At 66.8% G+C, this 18,191-nt stretch carries 16 protein-coding genes; 8 read left to right on the top strand and 8 right to left on the bottom strand.

Features of this window, described 5'->3' with window-relative positions; all coding sequences use genetic code 11:
• Positions 1 to 6: 6 nt before the first annotated feature.
• From L6D89_RS05060 to L6D89_RS05030, 7 genes are all read right to left on the bottom strand, one after another.
• A complete protein-coding gene (locus L6D89_RS05060) occupies positions 7 to 642 on the bottom strand; it encodes a hypothetical protein (protein ID WP_236198967.1) in 636 nt (211 codons plus the stop codon).
• 120 nt (positions 643 to 762) lie between these two features.
• Positions 763 to 1,218, bottom strand: a complete 456-nt coding sequence (locus L6D89_RS05055; protein ID WP_236198966.1) for a DUF2214 family protein — start codon at positions 1,216 to 1,218, stop codon at positions 763 to 765.
• A gap of 32 nt (positions 1,219 to 1,250) precedes the next feature.
• Positions 1,251 to 2,294, bottom strand: coding sequence for a sensor domain-containing diguanylate cyclase (locus L6D89_RS05050; protein WP_236171383.1), 1,044 nt, complete (start codon positions 2,292 to 2,294; stop codon positions 1,251 to 1,253).
• A gap of 17 nt (positions 2,295 to 2,311) precedes the next feature.
• Entirely contained in the window at positions 2,312 to 3,661 is a 1,350-nt protein-coding gene (locus L6D89_RS05045) for an MATE family efflux transporter (protein ID WP_236198965.1), read from the bottom strand.
• Positions 3,662 to 3,818: 157 nt separating this feature from the next.
• Positions 3,819 to 4,220, bottom strand: a complete 402-nt coding sequence (locus tag L6D89_RS05040) for a YkgJ family cysteine cluster protein (protein WP_236198964.1) — start codon at positions 4,218 to 4,220, stop codon at positions 3,819 to 3,821.
• 114 nt (positions 4,221 to 4,334) lie between these two features.
• On the bottom strand, positions 4,335 to 4,883 hold the full coding sequence (idi, locus tag L6D89_RS05035; RefSeq protein ID WP_236198963.1) for an isopentenyl-diphosphate Delta-isomerase: 549 nt from the start codon (positions 4,881 to 4,883) through the stop codon (positions 4,335 to 4,337).
• Positions 4,884 to 4,933: 50 nt separating this feature from the next.
• Complete coding sequence (locus L6D89_RS05030; RefSeq protein ID WP_184592014.1) at positions 4,934 to 5,383, bottom strand: DMT family transporter; 450 nt, start codon at positions 5,381 to 5,383, stop codon at positions 4,934 to 4,936.
• 126 nt (positions 5,384 to 5,509) lie between these two features.
• Between L6D89_RS05030 and L6D89_RS05025 the strand changes: the two genes are divergently transcribed.
• On the top strand, positions 5,510 to 5,911 hold the full coding sequence (locus L6D89_RS05025; protein ID WP_236171387.1) for an SRPBCC family protein: 402 nt from the start codon (positions 5,510 to 5,512) through the stop codon (positions 5,909 to 5,911).
• 475 nt (positions 5,912 to 6,386) lie between these two features.
• On the opposite strand, the gene L6D89_RS05020 is transcribed toward L6D89_RS05025, so the two are convergent.
• The gene (locus L6D89_RS05020; protein ID WP_236198962.1) at positions 6,387 to 8,408 is read right to left on the bottom strand and encodes an NADPH-dependent 2,4-dienoyl-CoA reductase; all 2,022 of its coding nucleotides are present in this window, start codon (positions 8,406 to 8,408) and stop codon (positions 6,387 to 6,389) included.
• 190 nt (positions 8,409 to 8,598) lie between these two features.
• Here L6D89_RS05020 and L6D89_RS05015 point away from each other — a divergent pair, with 190 nt between their 5' ends.
• The 7 genes from L6D89_RS05015 (at position 8,599) to selB (ending at position 18,158) form a co-directional block, all read left to right on the top strand.
• Positions 8,599 to 8,787, top strand: a complete 189-nt coding sequence (locus L6D89_RS05015) for a hypothetical protein (protein WP_236171389.1) — start codon at positions 8,599 to 8,601, stop codon at positions 8,785 to 8,787.
• 153 nt (positions 8,788 to 8,940) lie between these two features.
• Positions 8,941 to 12,018 (top strand): formate dehydrogenase-N subunit alpha, encoded by a 3,078-nt coding sequence (gene fdnG, locus L6D89_RS05010; RefSeq protein WP_236198961.1) that lies wholly within the window; start codon positions 8,941 to 8,943, stop codon positions 12,016 to 12,018.
• 8 nt (positions 12,019 to 12,026) lie between these two features.
• Positions 12,027 to 12,959, top strand: coding sequence for a formate dehydrogenase subunit beta (gene fdxH, locus L6D89_RS05005; protein ID WP_081515660.1), 933 nt, complete (start codon positions 12,027 to 12,029; stop codon positions 12,957 to 12,959).
• A gap of 57 nt (positions 12,960 to 13,016) precedes the next feature.
• Complete coding sequence (locus L6D89_RS05000; RefSeq protein WP_236171391.1) at positions 13,017 to 13,643, top strand: formate dehydrogenase subunit gamma; 627 nt, start codon at positions 13,017 to 13,019, stop codon at positions 13,641 to 13,643.
• 125 nt (positions 13,644 to 13,768) lie between these two features.
• Positions 13,769 to 14,701: a formate dehydrogenase accessory protein FdhE gene (gene fdhE / locus L6D89_RS04995; RefSeq protein WP_236198960.1), complete on the top strand. Its 933-nt coding sequence runs from the start codon at positions 13,769 to 13,771 to the stop codon at positions 14,699 to 14,701.
• A 137-nt stretch (positions 14,702 to 14,838) separates the two neighbouring features.
• A complete protein-coding gene (gene selA / locus L6D89_RS04990) occupies positions 14,839 to 16,245 on the top strand; it encodes an L-seryl-tRNA(Sec) selenium transferase (RefSeq protein WP_236198959.1) in 1,407 nt (468 codons plus the stop codon).
• Positions 16,242 to 18,158, top strand: coding sequence for a selenocysteine-specific translation elongation factor (selB, locus tag L6D89_RS04985; RefSeq protein WP_236198958.1), 1,917 nt, complete (start codon positions 16,242 to 16,244; stop codon positions 18,156 to 18,158). Before selA ends, selB begins: the two co-directional genes overlap by 4 nt.
• Positions 18,159 to 18,191: the final 33 nt, after the last annotated feature.

Genomic DNA, 18,191 nt, shown 5'->3' with positions numbered 1-18,191 from the left:
CGGCGCTTACTGAGCGGCGCTGGCGGGGATATCCGGCGCCATGCCGATTGCCAGTCGGACGATGCGCCCAGGCAGCTGGTCGCGCTGGAGTTCGCCGCCGGGTTTGCCGTCGAACCGGCTGCCGTCGATGTCCGAGGCGTAGCACTCGAGGATGCGTCCACCCGAAGCTGACGCCGAAAGTACCCAGCGGCAACGACCGTCGAAGATGCGTGCCCCGCGTTTGGGCATTGCGTCGCGGCTTGTGGAGAGGCGGCTGCGGATCGCCAGGTTGGCGAAGCTGATGTCGGGGGCTATGGCGTCGTCGGGGTGGCTGGCGGATTCGCCATCCATCTCGATGAGGATATGGCTGAGCACCCGCCTGCAGCCGTCGCTGCGCAGGCTCAAGGGTACCTGGTAGCTGACCCGGTAAGGCCGCGAGCTGTGCCCGGGCGTGGCGAAGATGCGTTGGGTAAGGCTGTCGCCGGCCGGGGCGTCGCAATGCGTGCCTTCGGGCATGGAGTAGCGTGCGTCACCCGCCAGGGCGAAGTCGCCGGGCAGGTCGGCCTCCAGGGTGAATTCGTCGCTAGCACAGCCGCCCAGGGCAAACACCGTCAGGGCCAGAAGGGGGCGCCAGGAGAGACGGCGAGATGAAAGGGAAAGCATGGGAGTGTCCTGCGGCAGTCGAGGCTGCGCAGGAGCATCCACCGATCAGCGGAGCGCCTGAATCGGATTGGTCTGTTCTGTCGGTAGGAAAGCGGCCTGCCGGACAAGCGCCAGGGCGACTCAGCCGATCACCCCGAAGCCGCGCGCCATCAGCGTCGCCAGCAGCGGCAGGATCAGCAACGCCAGCAGTTCCACGCGGATGGTCATGATCACCAGCTTCGCCTGGCGTTCGCCGAGCTGCGGAACGCGCCCGGCCTTGAGCTCATTGCGCCAGTTGAGGAAGGTCATGGTTGGCAGGATCGACAGCAGCGCCACGAGTACGAACAGGCCGATCTTGGCGTGGAACAGGCTGTTGTGCAGGTAGTAATCGGCACCCTTGGCGAACCAGACGACGCGCGCGGCACCGGTCAGCAGCACCAGGCCGGCGCAGGCTCCATAGGCCAGGTCGACGATCACCAGGCTGCGCGCCCGCGAGAGGTCCAGCGGCAGGCGGAACAACTGGTGTTCCAGCACCAGCAGGGCGAACAGGATGAAGATCGACAGGTAGTGCAGGTACGCGGCAATGGCTTGGGCCATGAGTGGGTCCTCTGCTGGGGCCTTTGTTCTGGTCAGGCTGAGGCCGGCGGCGCGCTGAAGCTTACCCGGTTGCGCCCGGCCTGCTTGGCACTGTAGAGCGCGGCGTCGGCACGCTCCAGTGCCTGGTCGATGTTCTCCGCGCTGCCGAGCAAGGTGCAGCCGATGCTCAGGCTGACCGGCAGCGGCCCGCAGGGGAGCTGCACCGGCTCGTGACCGATCAGCTCACGCACGCGTTCGGCGACGCGCTGCACTTCTTCGCTGTCCTTCACCTTGAGCAGGGCGACGAATTCCTCGCCGCCCTGGCGCACCAGCAGGTCGTCCGGCCGCAGCGCGGCGCGCAGGCGCCGGGCGCATTCGCAGAGCACCAGGTCGCCGGCAGCGTGGCCATGCTGGTCGTTGATCGCCTTGAAATGGTCGAGATCGGCGTAGAGCACGCCCAGTTGCGCGTGGCTTTCCCGCGCTCGGCGGCATTCACGGTCCTGGAAAGTGAGCAGGCCGCCGCGGTTCCACAACTGGGTCAGCGGGTCGAGCAGGGCCTTGCGCTGCTCGCGGTCCATCTCCACGCGCAGGTCGCGATTGCTCTGGATCAGCGTGCGCAGTTGCAGGTAGCCCTCGGCGAGCGTGGCGAGGTCGCGGAAGTTGGCCTGCTGGGCCTGGCTCATGCTGCGCGGACGCGGGTCGACCATGCACAGGGTGCCGATGGCCTGGCCATTGCCGGCGCGCAGCGGGCGCCCGGCGTAGAAGCGGATGTAGGGCGGGCCGAGCACCAGCGGATTATCGGCGAAGCGCTCGTCGAGGGTGGCGTCAGGCACCAGCAGGGTATCCTCGCCGAGAATCGCGTAGCCGCAGAACGACACGTCGCGCTTGGTCTCGGTGGCGTCCAGGCCGACGCGGGCCTTGAACCACTGGCGATCCTGGTCGATCAGGCTGATCAGCACGGTATCGACTTTCACCAGGTCCTGGGTCAGCTGGACGAGGGTATCCAGGTAGTGCTCGGCCGGGGTGTCGAGCAGGTTCATCTCATCCAGGGTCTGCTGACGCAGGGATTCGTCAACGGGAATGGGACAAGCCGGCATGGCGTCTCCTCATACGGTCAGGGGCTGGCAGGCGCCTGCCAGGCGTCTTGGCGCGTCAGCCTCCAGGCGTAGCCGGCGAGGACCAGGGCGCGCAGCAACATGAAGCATAGGAAGGTTAGCCACAATCCGTGATTTCCCCAGCCTTGCAGGGCGAATCCCAGCGGCAGGCTGGCGGCGCAGGCGAGCAGCATGGCGTTGCGCATCTCGCGGGCGCGGGTGGCGCCGATGAACAGGCCGTCGAGCAGGTAGCTCCACATGCCGATCAGCGGCAGGCAGGCGAGGTAGGGCAGGTACTGGTCGGCGGTGGCGCGTACTTCGGGGATGTCGCTCTGCAGCGCGATGAACAGGTGCCCGAAGAGACTGAAGAAGGCGACGAACAACAGGCTGGCGATCAGCGACCAGCCGCAGGCGACCACCAGCGAACGGCGCAGGGCGGTGCGGTCACGGCCGCCGATGGCATGGCCGCACAGTGCCTCGACGGCGTGGGCCAGGCCGTCGAGGGCGTAGGCGGTGACCATCAGGCCGTTGAGCAGCAGCGCGTTGGCCGCCACCGTGGCGTCGCCCAGCCGCGTGCCCTGCACGGTGAGCAGGAAGAACACGCCCTGCAGCGCCAGGCTGCGGATGAAAATATCGCGGTTGACCATCAGCAACGGCCGCCAACTGGCCCAGGCGCGCAGGCGCGACCAGTCCGGCTGGCCGGGGAAGCGCCGGAGTGCGCCGCGGGTCAGTGCCAGGCCGAGCAGGGCGCCGCCCCATTCGGCGGTCACCGCGGCCTTGGCCGCGCCGGCCACGCCCCAGCCCAGGCCCATCACGAACCACAGGCTGAGCACGATGTTGATGAGGTTGGTGGTCAACAGGACCGCCAGCGGTGCGCGGGCGTTCTGTGTGCCGAGGAACCAGCCGACCAGCGCGTAGGTGGCCAGCGCCGCCGGCAGGCCGAACAGGCGGATGTGAAAGAACTCCCGGGCCAGCGCATCCAGTTCGGCGGACGGTCGCATCAGCGCCAGTGCCGGGCTGGTCAAGGGCATCGCCAGCAGGCCGAGCAGCAGTGCCAGGCCGAGGGCCAGCAGCAGGCCCTGGCCGAGAATCCGCCGCAGTGCTCCGCCATCTTCACGCCCGGCCGCCTGGGCGGCGAAACCGGTGGTGCCCATGCGCAGGAAACCGAGCACGCCCACCAGCAGGGTATAGAGCCCGCCACCGACGGCCACGGCACCCAGTTGGTGGGCGTGCGGCAGGTGGCCGATCACCGCGCTGTCGACCAGGGTGACCAGCGGCACGGAAACGTTGGAGAGGATCATCGGCGCGGCAAGCGCCCAGACGCGGCGGTGGGTCGGCGAATGCCGCCAGGCTTCGAGCAGGGAATTCATTCAGGGCTCCTGAGCAGGCCCGCAGTATAGCGAGCCACCTCAGGGACTGGAGGAGCGAGCTGGCTCGCGAACCGCATGGCAGCGTGCCTTGCAGGTTTGCGGGCAGGGGCTAGGCGCCCCCTTCGTTCCTGCGAACAGCAGAAAGCGCCCCGGGCGCTCAGCCGGTCTTCTTGCGGTAGGCGCAGTAGCCGGGGCGCGGGCCGACCTGCGGATGGTTGCGACAGGTATCCGGACGCTTGGCGTAGACGCTGCAGAGGCGGGTCTTGCGGTCGAGGAAGTAGCAGTCGCCGTTGCTGGTGCGGGTCAGGGTGAAGATGCCGCTCTTCTGGTTGAAGCGCTCGACGATGCCTTCCTTGAGCAGGCGCTTGGCGATGTTCTTCGCCGGTTCGTCTCGCTCGAATTCGTCGACGACACCGATTCGGATCAGGTCGTTGACGTTGACTTCCGCCGGCATGGTGCAGCAGGTGGCGTTGCAGTCCTTGCACAGGCCCGAGGTGTACTTGGCCCAGGTTTCCAGGCGGTCCAGCTCGGCGTTGGCGATCAGCGGTGGTTTTCTCATGGCGGCGTGTCGGTGCGGTGGCGCGAAGGCGCGCATCATAGTGGCCAGCGCGCAGAATTGCGCGGGCTTTCGACGACAGCCGGCGGCAAACCGACGAGCTGGGCCGGCAGGCCTTCAGCGAAGCGCCAGGGCCGGGATTGCGCCGTTATCGCGCAGGTAGTCCTTGAGGCTCGGGTAGCAGAGCAGGAACCAGGGCGTGAAGCGCTGCGGTTGCGCGGCCATCTCGGCTTCCAGGGCGGGCAGGGCAACGTAGCGGAAGTCGTCGGCCTCTTGCGGATCAGGCCGCGGCAGTTGCACGTCGATGGCGCCGAACAGGTGGCCGTACTCGTTCTCGGTCATGCCGTTGGCCAGCTCCAGCCGGTAGCTGAACTCGAACAGCTTGTGCAGCGTGAGCTCAATACCCATCTCCTCGCGCAGCCGGCGTTCGGCGGCGTGCCGAGCGGATTCGCCGGGGAAGGGGTGGCCGCAGCAGGTGTTGCTCCACAGCCCGCCACAGTGGTACTTGCCTGCCGCGCGGCGCTGCAGCAGCAGTTCACCGGCAGGGTTGAAGACGTAGACCGAGATGGCGCGGTGGCGCAGGCCCCGGTGATGGGCCTCGTGCTTTTCCATCGTGCCAGTCGGCTTGTCGAACTCGTCGACCAGGATCACCTGGATATCGGTCATGGCAATTTCCTGCGGGCGAAGCATCCCTGCTCAGCGTAGAGCGCTGGCGCTCAGCCCTTGCGGATCATCCAGATGCCAACGGCGATGGCGGCCATGCCAGCGACTTTCAGGGTGCTCACCGGGGCTTCCTTGAAACCGGCCCAGCCGAAGTGGTCCAACGCCAGCGCCATGCCCAACTGGCCGGCGAGCACCAGCACCATGAACATCAGCGCGCCCACGCGCGGCGCGGCGAAGGCGGCGATGAAGATGAAGAACATCCCCAGGAAACCACCGCACCACTGCCACCAGGGCATTCCGCGCATCGCCGCGAGGCTGGGGAATTCGCGGTTGGCCAGGGTCAGCACGAGCAGGCCGAGCATGCCGACGAAGAAGGAAATCAGCGCGGCGGCCAGCACGCTGGACACTTGCTTGGCGAGCTGGCCGTTGATGCCCGCCTGCAGCGGCAGGCAGGCACCGGCGATCAGCGGCAGGACGAACATCCACCAGGGGGGCGTGGGCATGGGAAACTCCGGAAACGGTTCGCGGGCAGGGCAGCGAAGGGCCGTCCTGCGGTCGAATGATGAAATGTAGCCGCGTAGTATGCACCAGACCGGAGCATCTCTCCCGTCCCGATGGAGACCCCGACCATGGCCACCCGCGCTTCCCGTGTCCTCAGTGTCCGCATCGAGCGGGCCCGTGACGCAGCCTACGATTTTCTCGCCGAGCCGAAGAATTTCCCTTATTGGGCCTCTGGCCTGTGCAGTGCCATCGAGCCGCTGGAGGGCGACCTCTGGCTGGCGACGACGCCCCAGGGACCGATGCGTGTGCGCTTTTCGCCGCGCAATGGCTTCGGCGTGCTGGACCACGACGTGCTGCCGGAGCAGGCGCCGGCCATCCACATTCCACTGCGGCTGATCGCCAATGGCGATGGCTGCGAGCTGCAACTCACCCTGCTGCGTCAGCCGCAGATGGACGACGCCACCTTCGAGCGCGACGCCCAGTGGGTCGAGCGCGACCTGCAGGCGATCAAGGTGTTGCTGGAGGGGTGACTGCTCGGACCTGCAGGAGCGCCCCATGGGCGCGAGCCCAGGGTGGGATTCCGGCACTGTCTCAAGCGATCGCGGATGAATCCGCTCCTACCCACATGCTGAGCCTGGTGTAGGAGCAACTGTCTTCTCTGGATAGTCCGTCGCTGCGTCTTCCCTTCTCACCCCAACCCTCCCCTCAGGGAGAGGGGGCAGTCCGAGCCGACTGACGCGAAGGTTTCATCCTGCACCGAACGGTCCCCTCTGCCCTTGGGAGAGGGCCAGGGTGAGGGATGGCCCAAGCGCAGGGGTATCTCGCAGGAGCGGACTGCCTCCGCGATGACTTCCCGGCTGCTCCAGAGCCGGGCGGTTCGCGAGCAAGCTCGCTCCTACAGGGAGCGCTGGCGAGGTGTTCGGCACCTGAAGCAGACATTTACGTAGGAGCGGACTCTGTCCGCGATGGGCCTCCGGCTACGCCAGGGCATCATGGATGATGTCGTTACAGCCGCGCCGCCAGCTCCGCTCCCTCGCGGATCGCCCGCTTGGCGTCCAGCTCCCGCGCCACGCTGGCGCCGCCGATGACGTGGTAGCGCAGGTTCTCCGCCGCCAGCGTCGGCTGCAGTTCCAGCAGCGGCTCCTGGCCGGCGCAGATCACCACGTTGTCTACGGCCAGGCATTGCTCCTGACCATCGACGCTGATGTGCAGGCCATCATCGTCGATGCGCAGGTACTCGATGCCGCCAAGCATTCGCACAGCGTGATGCCTGAGGTGTGCACGGTGCACCCAGCCGCTGGTCTTGCCCAGACCGGCGCCCGGTTGCCCGGCCTTGCGCTGCAGCAGCCAGAGCTGACGATTGGGTGCGACGGCAATGGGCGCGATCAGTCCGCCTGCCGTGGCGTTGTCCAGGTCGATCCCCCACTGGCCGAGCCATTCGCCGAGCGGCTGTGGCCCCTCGCGTTCAGTGAGCAGGAAGCTCGCCACGTCGAAGCCGATGCCGCCGGCACCGATCAGCGCGACCTTTGCGCCCACCGCTGCGCCGCGCAGCACGTCGAGGTAGCTGAGCACCTTGGCGTGGCCGATGCCGGGGATCGATGGCGTACGCGGCTGGATGCCGGTGGCGACTATTACCTCGTCGTATTCGCCGCGCAGTTCGCCACGAGCGATCCGCCGGCCCAGTTGCACCTCGACGTCGAGTTCCTGCAGACGAACGGCGAAGTAACGCAGCGTCTCGTGGAATTCCTCCTTGCCCGGTACGCGCTTGGCCAGGTTGAACTGTCCGCCAATCTCCCCGGCGGCCTCGAACAGCGTCACCCGATGCCCGCGCTCGGCGGCGACGCAGGCGGCGGACAACCCCGCCGGCCCCGCGCCGACCACTGCGATGCGCTTGTGCACGCGCGCCTTGCGGTAGCGCAGTTCGGTCTCGAACGCCGCACGCGGGTTGACCAGGCAACTGGCGCGGCGGTTGGCGAAGGCGTGGTCAAGGCAGGCCTGGTTGCAGGCGATGCAGGTGTTGATTGAGGTCGCCCGACCGGCGGCGGCTTTTGCCACGAACTGTGGGTCGGCCAGCAATGGCCGGGCCATGGACACCAGGTCGGCGTGGCCTTCGGCGAGCAATTGCTCGGCGACTTCCGGCGTGTTGATGCGGTTGCTGGCAATTACCGGTACGCGCAGCTCGCGGCGCAGGCGTGCGGTGACCTCGGCGAAGGCCGCGCGCGGCACCGAGGTGACGATGGTCGGCACCCGCGATTCGTGCCAGCCGACGCCGCTGTTGAGCAGGTCGATGCCGGCGCCTTCGAGGGCTCGCGCAACGGTTCGTACCTCGTCCCAGCTGTTGCCGCCTTCCACCAGGTCGAGCAGCGACAGGCGGTAGCTGATGACGAAGCGCTCGCCCAGCGCGCGGCGAGTGCGGCGGACGATCTCCAGCGGCAGCCGCATGCGGTTGCCCAGGTCACCGCCCCAGCGGTCGTCACGCTGGTTGGTGCGCGGGCAGAGGAACTGGTTCAGCAGGTAGCCTTCGCTGCCCATGATCTCCACGCCGTCGTAGCCCGCGGCATGGGCGAGCTTCGCGCAGCGCACGAAAGCGGCGATGGTGCGCAGGATGCCGCGCTCGGACAGCTCGCGCGGGGCGAACCAGCTGATCGGTGACTTCACCGCTGAGGCCGAGACCACCAGCGGGTGATAGCCATAGCGCCCGGCATGGAGGATCTGCAGCAGGATGCGCCCGCCCTCGCGGTGCACCGCCTGGGTCAGGCGGCGGTGTGCCGGCACTTGCAGACCGCTGGTCAGGCTGCTGCCAAGCGGTAGCAGCCAGCCTTCGCGGTTTGGCGCAAAGCCGCCGGTGATGATCAGCCCGACGCCGCCGCGCGCCCGCTCGCGGTAGTAGGCCGCGAGCTTGCCGAAGTCCCACAGGCGGTCCTCCAGGCCGGTGTGCATCGAGCCCATCACCACGCGATTGCGCAACTGGATGGAGCCCAGGTCGAGTGGGGCGAGCAGGTGAGGGTAGGGGGCGGCGGACGACATGGATGAGCTCTTGGGCAATCAGGTCCTGCCACCCTAATGGGCCAGCGGTGGGTCGGTTAACGGCCCGGCTGCCGTGCCGTTCGGGCATTTCGGTCAAGCGCTTCGGTTGACAGACTGGCCACAGGTTCCAGACTGAACCTTATGGCAGGGCCTTGTGCCCCGATCGCAGGCTGAAGTGACGGAGGTCGTCATGAAAGCGATAAGAAGAAGACATGCGCGCCATTACCTGCTCGCTGCCCTCATCGGCGTGGCCCTGCTCGGGCTGCACGAAACCCTCCAGCCGGATCGGCAGCAGTCCGCCTGCCGCCCCGACGGTGACAGTATCTCTTGTGCCTACCCGCCCGTTGCCCATTTGGGGGTATTCGGCAGTGCGTTCTGAGTGACGTACTGACGCGCGTCAATGCGCCGCAAATCGACGGCGTGCATGGTCTGCCCCGCTCAAAGCTGGCGCAACGCGCCCGCTTGGCTATCTTTTAAGCAGCAAGGGTTCGGCTATGCACCGGACGTACGCTGCCTGATCAGGAGACGCACGATGGATATGAACCGTCGGCAATTTTTCAAGGTCTGCGCCGTGGGACTCGGAGGTTCGAGCCTGGCTGCACTCGGGATGGCACCCCCGGATGCATTCGCAGACCAGATCCGCCATTTCAAGCTTGCGCGCACTGTCGAGACCCGCAACACCTGCCCGTACTGCTCGGTAGGTTGCGGCATCCTGCTGTACAGCCAGGGTGATGCGGCGAAGAACGTCGCGCAGAACATCATTCATATCGAGGGTGATTCCGATCACCCGGTCAACCGCGGCACGCTCTGCCCCAAAGGCGCTGGCCTGCTGGACTTCGTCCATAGCCCGAACCGCCTGAAGTATCCCGAAATCCGCGAAGCCGGCTCCAGCGAGTGGAAGCGCATCGGCTGGGACGAGGCGCTGGATCGCATCGCCAAGCTGGTGAAGGACGACCGCGACGCCAACTTCATCGCCAAGAACGCCCAGGGCCAGACGGTGAACCGCTGGCTGACCACCGGCTTCCTGGCCGCGTCGGCATCTTCCAACGAAGCTGGCTACATCACCCACAAGGTGATGCGTTCCCTCGGACTACTGGCGTTCGACAACCAAGCGCGTGTCTGACACGGCCCGACGGTGGCAAGTCTTGCCCCGACGTTTGGCCGTGGAGCCATGACCAACCATTGGACCGACATCAAGAATGCCGATCTGATCCTGATCATGGGCGGAAACGCCGCTGAAGCGCACCCGTGCGGCTTCAAGTGGGTGACCGAAGCCAAGGCGCACAACAAGGCGCGCCTGCTGGTGGTCGACCCGCGATTCACCCGTTCCGCTTCGGTGGCCGACTATTACGCGCCCATCCGCACCGGCACGGACATCGCCTTCCTCGGCGGCCTGATCAATTTCCTCCTGGAAAACGACAGGTACCAGAAGGAATACGTGCACAACTACACCGACGTTTCCTTCATCGTGAAGGAAGGCTTCGGCTTCGACGACGGCCTGTTCAATGGCTACGACGCGGAGAAGCGCACCTACCCGGACAAGTCCTCCTGGCAATACGAGCTGGGCGAGGACGGTTTCGCCAAGGTCGACCCGACCCTGACGCACCCGCGCTGTGTGTTCAACCTGATGAAGCAGCACTACAGCCGCTATACGCCGGACGTGGTGAGCAACATCTGCGGCACGCCCAAGGACATGATGCTCAAGGTGTGGGAGGAAATTTCCACCACCGCGGCGCCGGGCAAGGTCATGACCATCATGTACGCCCTGGGCTGGACTCAGCACTCGGTCGGCGCGCAGATGATCCGCACCGGCGCGATGGTCCAGTTGCTGCTGGGCAACATCGGCATGCCAGGCGGCGGCATGAACGCCCTGCGCGGTCACTCCAACATCCAGGGCCTGACCGACCTCGGGCTGCTGTCCAACTCGCTGCCCGGCTACCTGACCCTGGGCATGGATGCGGAGCAGGACTACAACGCCTACATCACCAAGCGCACCAGCAAACCGCTGCGCCCGGGGCAACTGTCCTACTGGCAGAACTATCCCAAGTTCCACGTCAGCCTGATGAAGTCCTGGTTCGGCAAGTCCGCCACCAAGGACAACAACTGGTGCTACGACTGGCTGCCCAAGCTGGACATGCCGGGCGCCGGCTACGACGTGCTGCGCTACTTCGACATGATGTACCAGGGCAAGGTCAACGGTTACTTCTGCCAGGGCTTCAACCCCCTCGCCTCGTTCCCCAACAAGGCCAAGGTCAGCGCTGCGCTGGCCAAGCTGAAGTGGATGGTGGTGATGGACCCGCTGGCCACCGAAACCTCCGAGTTCTGGCGCAACGCCGGCGAGCACAACGACGTCGATACCAAGGCCATCCAGACCACGGTGTTCCGCCTGCCCACCAGTTGCTTCGCCGAGGAGGACGGCTCCATCGTCAACTCCGGCCGCTGGCTGCAGTGGCACTGGAAAGGCGCCGAGCCGCCGGGTGAGGCACGTACCGACATCGCCATCATGAGCGGGCTGCTGCATCGCCTGCAGGCGGCCTATCGCAAGGATGGCGGCGCCTTCCCCGACCCGATCCTGGGGCTCGACTGGCCGTACCTGACGCCGGACGAACCGACCCCGGAAGAGATCGCCAAGGAGTACAACGGCAAGGCGCTGGCCGACCTGGTCGATCCCAACAATGGCATGGTCCTGGCGAAAGCCGGCGAGCAGCTTCCGGCCTTCGCGCTGCTGCGCGATGACGGCAGCACCGCCAGCGGCTGCTGGATCTTCGCCGGTTCCTGGACGCAACAGGGCAACCAGATGGCCCGCCGCGACAACAGCGACCCATACGCCATGGGGCAGACCCTGGGCTGGGCCTGGGCGTGGCCGGCCAACCGGCGGATCCTCTACAACCGCGCTTCGGCGGACGTCAGCGGCAAGCCCTGGGACCCGTTGAAGAAACGTCTGGTGTGGTGGAACGGCAAGGCCTGGGGTGGCACCGATGTCCCGGACTTCAAGGCCGACGTGGCGCCGGAAGCGGGGATGAATCCGTTCATCATGAACCCCGAAGGCGTGGCGCGCTTCTTTGCCGTCGACAAGATGGCCGAGGGCCCGTTCCCCGAACACTACGAGCCGTTCGAGACGCCGATCGGCGTCAACCCGCTGCACAAGAACCCGCAGGCGATCAGCAGCCCGGCGGCGCGGGTGTTCAAGAACGACATGGAGCTGTTCGGCACGGCGAAGGAGTTCCCCTATGCCGCGACCACCTACCGGCTCACCGAGCATTTCCACTTCTGGACCAAGCATTGCCGTCTGAATGCCATCGTCCAGCCGGAACAGTTCGTCGAGATCGGCGAGGCGCTGGCCAAGGAGCTCGGCATCAAGGCCGGCGACCTTGTGAAGGTCTCCTCCAACCGCGGCTTCATCAAGGCGGTAGCGGTGGTGACCAAGCGTATTCGACCGCTGCAGGTCAACGGCCAGACCGTGCACCACGTGGGCATTCCCCTGCACTGGGGCTTCTCCGGCGTGGCGCGCAACGGCTACCTGACCAACACCCTGACGCCCTTCGTGGGTGACGGGAACACGCAGACGCCGGAGTTCAAATCCTTCCTCGTCAACGTGGAAAAGGCGTGAGGTGACGCATGAGTAGTCAAGACATCTACGCCCGCTCCGCCACGACCTTGCCGTCACCCTCGGTGCGGCACGAGCAGGAAGTGGCCAAGCTGATCGACGTGTCCAAGTGCATCGGCTGCAAGGCTTGCCAGGTCGCCTGCTCGGAATGGAACGAGCTGCGCGATGAGGTCGGCCACAACCACGGCACCTACGACAACCCGATCGACCTCACGGACCAGTCCTGGACGGTCATGCGCTTCACCGAGCATGAGAACCCGGCCGGCAACCTGGAGTGGCTGATCCGCAAGGACGGCTGCATGCACTGCGAGGAGCCCGGCTGCCTGAAGGCCTGCCCGAGCCCTGGTGCGATCGTGAAGTACGCCAACGGCATCGTCGACTTCAACCAGGACCACTGCATCGGCTGTGGCTACTGCATCACCGGCTGCCCCTTCAACATCCCGCGCATCTCGCAGAAGGACCACAAGGCGTACAAGTGCACCCTGTGTTCCGACCGCGTGGCGGTGGGCATGGAGCCGGCCTGCGTGAAGACCTGCCCGACCGGCGCCATCGTCTTCGGCACCAAGGAGGACATGAAGGAACACGCCGCCGAGCGCATCGAGGACCTGAAGTCCCGTGGCTTCGAGAACGCCGGCCTGTATGACCCCCAAGGCGTGGGCGGCACGCACGTCATGTACGTGCTGCACCACAACGACCAGCCTTCGCTCTACGCCGGCCTGCCCGACAAGCCGGCCATCAGCCCGATGGTCAGCCTGTGGAAGGGCCTGACCAAGCCGCTGGGCCTGCTGGCCATGGCGGGCGTGGTGCTGGCCGGGTTCTTCCACTACACCCGCATCGGCCCCAACCGGGTCGAGGAGGACGAGGAAGACGGTCCCGACCCGCAGGCGCCGGTGCACAAGGTCGATCCTTCGGTGCATGGCTACGATCCGCGCGATCCCCGCTGACTGACTTCCGCCTTCCTCCCGGGGGAGGCGGAAAAGGGCAGCAAGGAGCCCGACGACATGAAAAAAGATATCCAGCGTTACAACGCCAACGAACGGAGCAACCACTGGATGGTGGCCATTCTGTTCTTCCTCGCCGGCCTTTCGGGGCTGGCGCTGTTCCACCCGGCCATGTTCTGGCTGACCAACCTGTTCGGCGGCGGGCCGTGGACGCGCATCCTCCATCCCTTCCTCGGGGTGGCGATGTTCCTGTTCTTCCTCGGCCTGGTGATTCGCTTCGCCCACCACAACCTGGTGGAAAAGCGCGACGTGCAGTGGTTGAAGCAGTGGCGTGACGTGGTCACCAACCGCGAGGAAAACCTCCCGGAGGTCGGCCGCTACAACGCCGGGCAGAAGCTGCTGTTCTGGACCCTGCTGCTGTGCATGCTGGTGCTGCTGGTGACCGGTCTGGTGATGTGGCGTGCGTACTTCAGCCACTTCTTCGGCATCGACATCATCCGCGTCGCCTCGCTGCTGCATGCTTTCGCTGCCTTCGTGCTCATCTGCAGCATCCTGGTGCACATCTACGCCGGAATCTGGGTGAAGGGTTCGATGGGCGCCATGCTCTATGGCTGGGTCAGCCGCGGCTGGGCGCGCAAGCACCACGCCGCCTGGCTCAAGGACGTGGACAAGGGCAAGGGACACTGACGCTCGACGTAATCGCCGGCAGGCGCTGATCCTCCAGCCGGTACTGACAGTCCCCTCTCCCTCCCGGGGGAGGGTCAGGGTGAGGGGCTCTTTCGGCCCCCGCCCCCTTCAACAAGGAGTCCTGCGTGTCAGGCCGAATTCTCGAACCCGGGCAGATCGAAGCTGCCGCCAACATTCCGCCCCTGTTCAACCTGCCGTCTGCCGATCTGTTCTCCCGCCGCTCTGCCCGTCTGCGCCAACTGGCGCCGGGCAATCCCCTGCAGGGCTATCTCGAACTGATCGCCGGTGTCTGCGACATCCAGCAGGCGCTGCTCGATCGCAAGCTGTTCCTGCCCTCACCGGACGCCGCCGCATTGGCGCGCAGCCGTGAGCACCGCATGCCGCCGCTGGCCTATGAAGTGCTGGTGCGTGAGGGCGCCTGGCTACCGCTGCTGGACGCCTTCCTCGATGCTTATGAACTGACCGCCAACCCGGCGGTGGTCGAAGCACTGAAAACCCTGCGCAGCGCCGACTCCGGCCAGCGAAAGGCCTGGGCGCTGGGGCTGCTCAACGGCCAGTTCGACCTGTTGCCGCCGGCGCTGGTGCCGTTCCTCGGCGCCGTGCTGCAGGTCGCCTTCAGCCAATGGTTGCTGCAACTGCCGGACGACACCCTGGCCGAGACCGACAGCCAGACCCTTTGCCCGGCCTGCGGCGCGCCGCCGGTGGCGGGGATGGTCCGCCATCAGGGCAAGCACGCCGGCCTGCGTTACCTGTCCTGCTCGCTGTGCTCCTGCGAATGGCACTACGTGCGCGTGAAGTGCAGCCACTGCGCCGAGAGCAAGGGCCTGGCCTACTACTCGCTGCAGCGTGAAGGCGTGGCCAGCGACCAGGCGCCGCTCAAGGCCGAGACCTGCCCTGGCTGCCAGTCCTATCTCAAACAGTTCTACCTGCAGCACGACAAGCACGCCGAGGCCCAGGCGGACGACCTGGCCAGCCTGGCGCTGGACATCCGCCTTGCCGAGGATGGCTACCTGCGCAGCGCGCCGAACCTGCTGCTGGCGCCGGGCGGCGGTGGCTGAATCTGCTCTTCGTAGGGCGCATAACGCGGCACGCGTTATCCGCCATCAGCTTCGTCTCGGCTGGGGTGGCGTATAACCGCGAACGGTTATACGCCCTACACTGACTCCAGCCATCGTCCCCTGCACAAGGTTCGTCCATGACCTCGGTACGCCTGCCCTCCATCGACCGGCTGCTGCGCAGCCCGGCCTGCCAGCCGTTGCAGCAACGCTATGGCCGCGAGGCCCTGCTCAAGACCCTGCGTGACTTGCTCGAAGAACTGCGCGAACCGATGCGCCACGGGCAACTGGCCGCCGTCGAACTGGAAGACTCGGTGCTTGCCGGCCGCGCTGGCGAGCGGCTCGCCGCGCACCACGCCAGCCGTGTGCGGCGGGTGTTCAACCTGACCGGCACGGTGCTGCACACCAACCTCGGCCGCGCCCTGCTGCCGGAGGAGGCCATCGAAGCCATCACGCTGGCCGCGCGCTATCCGCTCAACCTCGAGTTCGACCTTGCCACTGGCAAGCGAGGCGATCGCGACGACCTCATCACCGGGCTGATCCGCGAGCTGACCGGTGCCGAGGCTGTCACTGTGGTCAACAACAACGCCGCCGCGGTGCTGCTGGCGCTCAACAGCCTGGGGGCGCGCAAGGAAGGCATCATCTCCCGCGGCGAGCTGATCGAGATCGGCGGCGCCTTCCGTATCCCCGACATCATGTCCCGCGCCGGCGTAAAGCTGGTCGAGGTCGGCACCACCAACCGCACCCACGCCAAGGACTATGAAGCCGTCATCGGCCCGCGCTCGGGCCTGCTGATGCGCGTGCACACCAGCAACTACAGCGTGCAGGGCTTCACCGCCAGTGTCGCCACTCCGCAGCTGGCGCAGATCGCCCACGCCCACGGCCTGCCGCTGCTGGAGGACCTGGGCAGCGGCACGCTGGTCGATCTCACCCGCTGGGGCCTGCCCAAGGAACCCACCGTGCAGGAAGCCCTGCGCGACGGCGCCGACATCGTCACCTTCAGTGGCGACAAGCTGCTCGGTGGCCCGCAGGCAGGGCTGATCCTCGGCAGCAAGGAACTGATCGGGCGGATCAAGAAGAATCCGCTCAAGCGCGCCCTGCGCGTGGACAAACTGACACTTGCCGCACTGGAGGCCGTGCTCAACCTGTATCGCGATCCGGACCGCCTCGCCGAACGTCTCACCAGCCTGCGCCTGCTCAGCCGCGCGCAGGCCGATATCCGTGTTCAGGCCGAGCGCCTGGCGCCAGCCCTGGCGGCGCTGCTGGGCGAAAGCTGGAGCGTCGGCGCCGTGGATGCCCTGGGCATGATCGGCAGCGGTGCGCAGCCCGTCGCCCGCCTGCCCAGCGCCGCACTGTGCCTGCGTCCGAACCAGCCCAAGCGCCAGCGCGGCCGCGCGCTGCTGGACCTGGAGGAGCGCCTGCGCTGCCTGCCGATCCCGGTGCTCGGGCGCATCGATGACGACGCGCTCTGGCTCGACCTGCGCCAGCTCGATGATGAGCCCGGCTTCGTCGCGCAGCTGCCGCTGCTGGCCGAGGCAAAGGCGTGATAGTCGGCACCGCCGGGCACATCGACCACGGCAAGACCTCGTTGCTGCGCGCCCTCACGGGCGTCGAGGGCGACCGCCGTCCGGCCGAGCGCGAGCGCGGCATCACCATCGACCTGGGGTATGTCTATGCCGACCTTGGCGACGGCGCGCTGACCGGCTTCATCGACGTGCCGGGCCACGAGCGCTTCGTCCACAACATGCTCGCCGGTGCCAGCGGCATCGATCTGGTGCTGCTGGTGGTTGCCGCCGACGACGGCGTGATGCCGCAGACCCGTGAACACCTCGCCATCGTCGAGTTGCTCGGCATTCGCCGTGCGATGGTCGCGCTGACCAAGGCCGACCGCGTATCGGTCGAACGGCTGGAGCAGGTTGCGGCTGAAGTGCGTGAGCTGCTGGCGCCAGGCCCACTTGCCGGCGCGCCGATCTTCCCGCTGTCCAGCGTCAGCGGCGAGGGTATCGAGGCGTTGCGTACAGCGCTCGCCGATGCCGCCCGCAAGACCCGCGAGCGTGCCGCATCCGGTGGCTTCCGCCTGGCATTGGACCGAGCCTTCAGCGTCAGTGGGGCTGGTGTCGTTGTCACCGGGACCGCCTTTGCCGGCACCGTGAATGTCGGTGATGAACTGCTGCTGGGTAACGCTGGCCGCCGTGTTCGCGTGCGCGGCCTCCACGCACAGAACCGCGAAGCGCCGCAGGCCCATGCCGGCCAGCGGGTGGCGGTGAACATTGCCGGTGAGCGCCTGAGCCTCGAGCAGATTCATCGGGGCGACTGGCTGACCGCCGCCGAGCTCCATGCGCCCACCACGCGCATCGATATCGAGCTGGACTTGCTGGCCAGCGAAACCCGTGCCTTCGCCCACTGGACGCCGGTGCATGTCCACCTGGGTGCGCAGGACGTCACCGGCCGTGTTGCGCTGCTTGAAGGTGAGCGACTGCAACCCGGCGAGCGCGCCTTTGCGCAGTTGGTGCTGAACGCTCCCAGTCACGCCGTGCATGGCGACCGCCTGGTGCTGCGCGATCAGTCCGCGCAACGCACTCTCGGTGGCGGCCGCGTGCTCGACCCCTTCGCCCCCGCGCGCAATCGCCGCAGCCCGGAGCGCCTGGAACAGTTGCGCGCCCTGCAGGGCGAGAGCCTTGAAAGCGCCTTGCCCACGTTGTTGGCACACGCCAGCAATGGCCTCGATCCCGTGCTGCTGGCGCGCCAGTTCAATTGGCCACGCGCAGGCTGGCGGTTGCCCGGCGAACTGGTCGAAATCAGCACCCGGCTCGGCGCGCGTCTGTTCGCGGCGGAGCGCTGGTCGGCGTTGCAACGGCAACTGCTCGACGCGCTGCAACGCTTCCATGTCGAAGCCCCGGACGAACTCGGCCCCGACCGCGACCGACTGCGTCGTTACGCGTTCTCGCCGCTCGAGCGCCCGGTATTCATTGCCCTGCTGGAAAGCCTGCTGACCACCGGCGCGGTCGACAGCAGTGGTCCCTGGCTGCACCTGCCGGACCATCGCGTACAACTGGGCGAGGCCGACGAACAGCTGCGTGAGCGCCTGTGGCCGTTGCTGCTGGCGGGTGCCTCCGATCCACCCTGGGTGCGTGACCTCGCCCGCGAGTTGAAGGCAGAGGAGGGCGACGTGCGCCTGCTACTGCGCAAGCTCGCCCGTCTGGGACAGTTGCACCAGGTGGTGAAAGACCTGTTCTACCCCGAAGAGACCCTGCAGCAACTCGCCAGCCACGCCCTGCAACTGCGTGATGACGCCGGTATCATCCGTGCCGCCGCCTTCCGCGACCGCATTGGCATTGGCCGCAAACGCTGCATTCAACTGCTGGAGTACTTCGATCGTATCGGCTTCACCCGCCGCTTCGGCAATGAGCGGCGAATCAGGGCCGACTCGGCGCTGGCGCAGGTCAGTGGCTCTGGTTGAGAGCGCTGCCAATCGCCGCAGCAGTTCACCTCC

The sequence above is a fragment of the Pseudomonas pseudonitroreducens genome, from assembly GCF_021603645.1.
GTDB classification, from domain to species: Bacteria; Pseudomonadota; Gammaproteobacteria; order Pseudomonadales; family Pseudomonadaceae; genus Pseudomonas; species Pseudomonas pseudonitroreducens.
The sequence above is the reverse complement of the archived record's forward strand: the minus strand, read 5'-3'. Positions and strand labels throughout refer to the sequence as shown.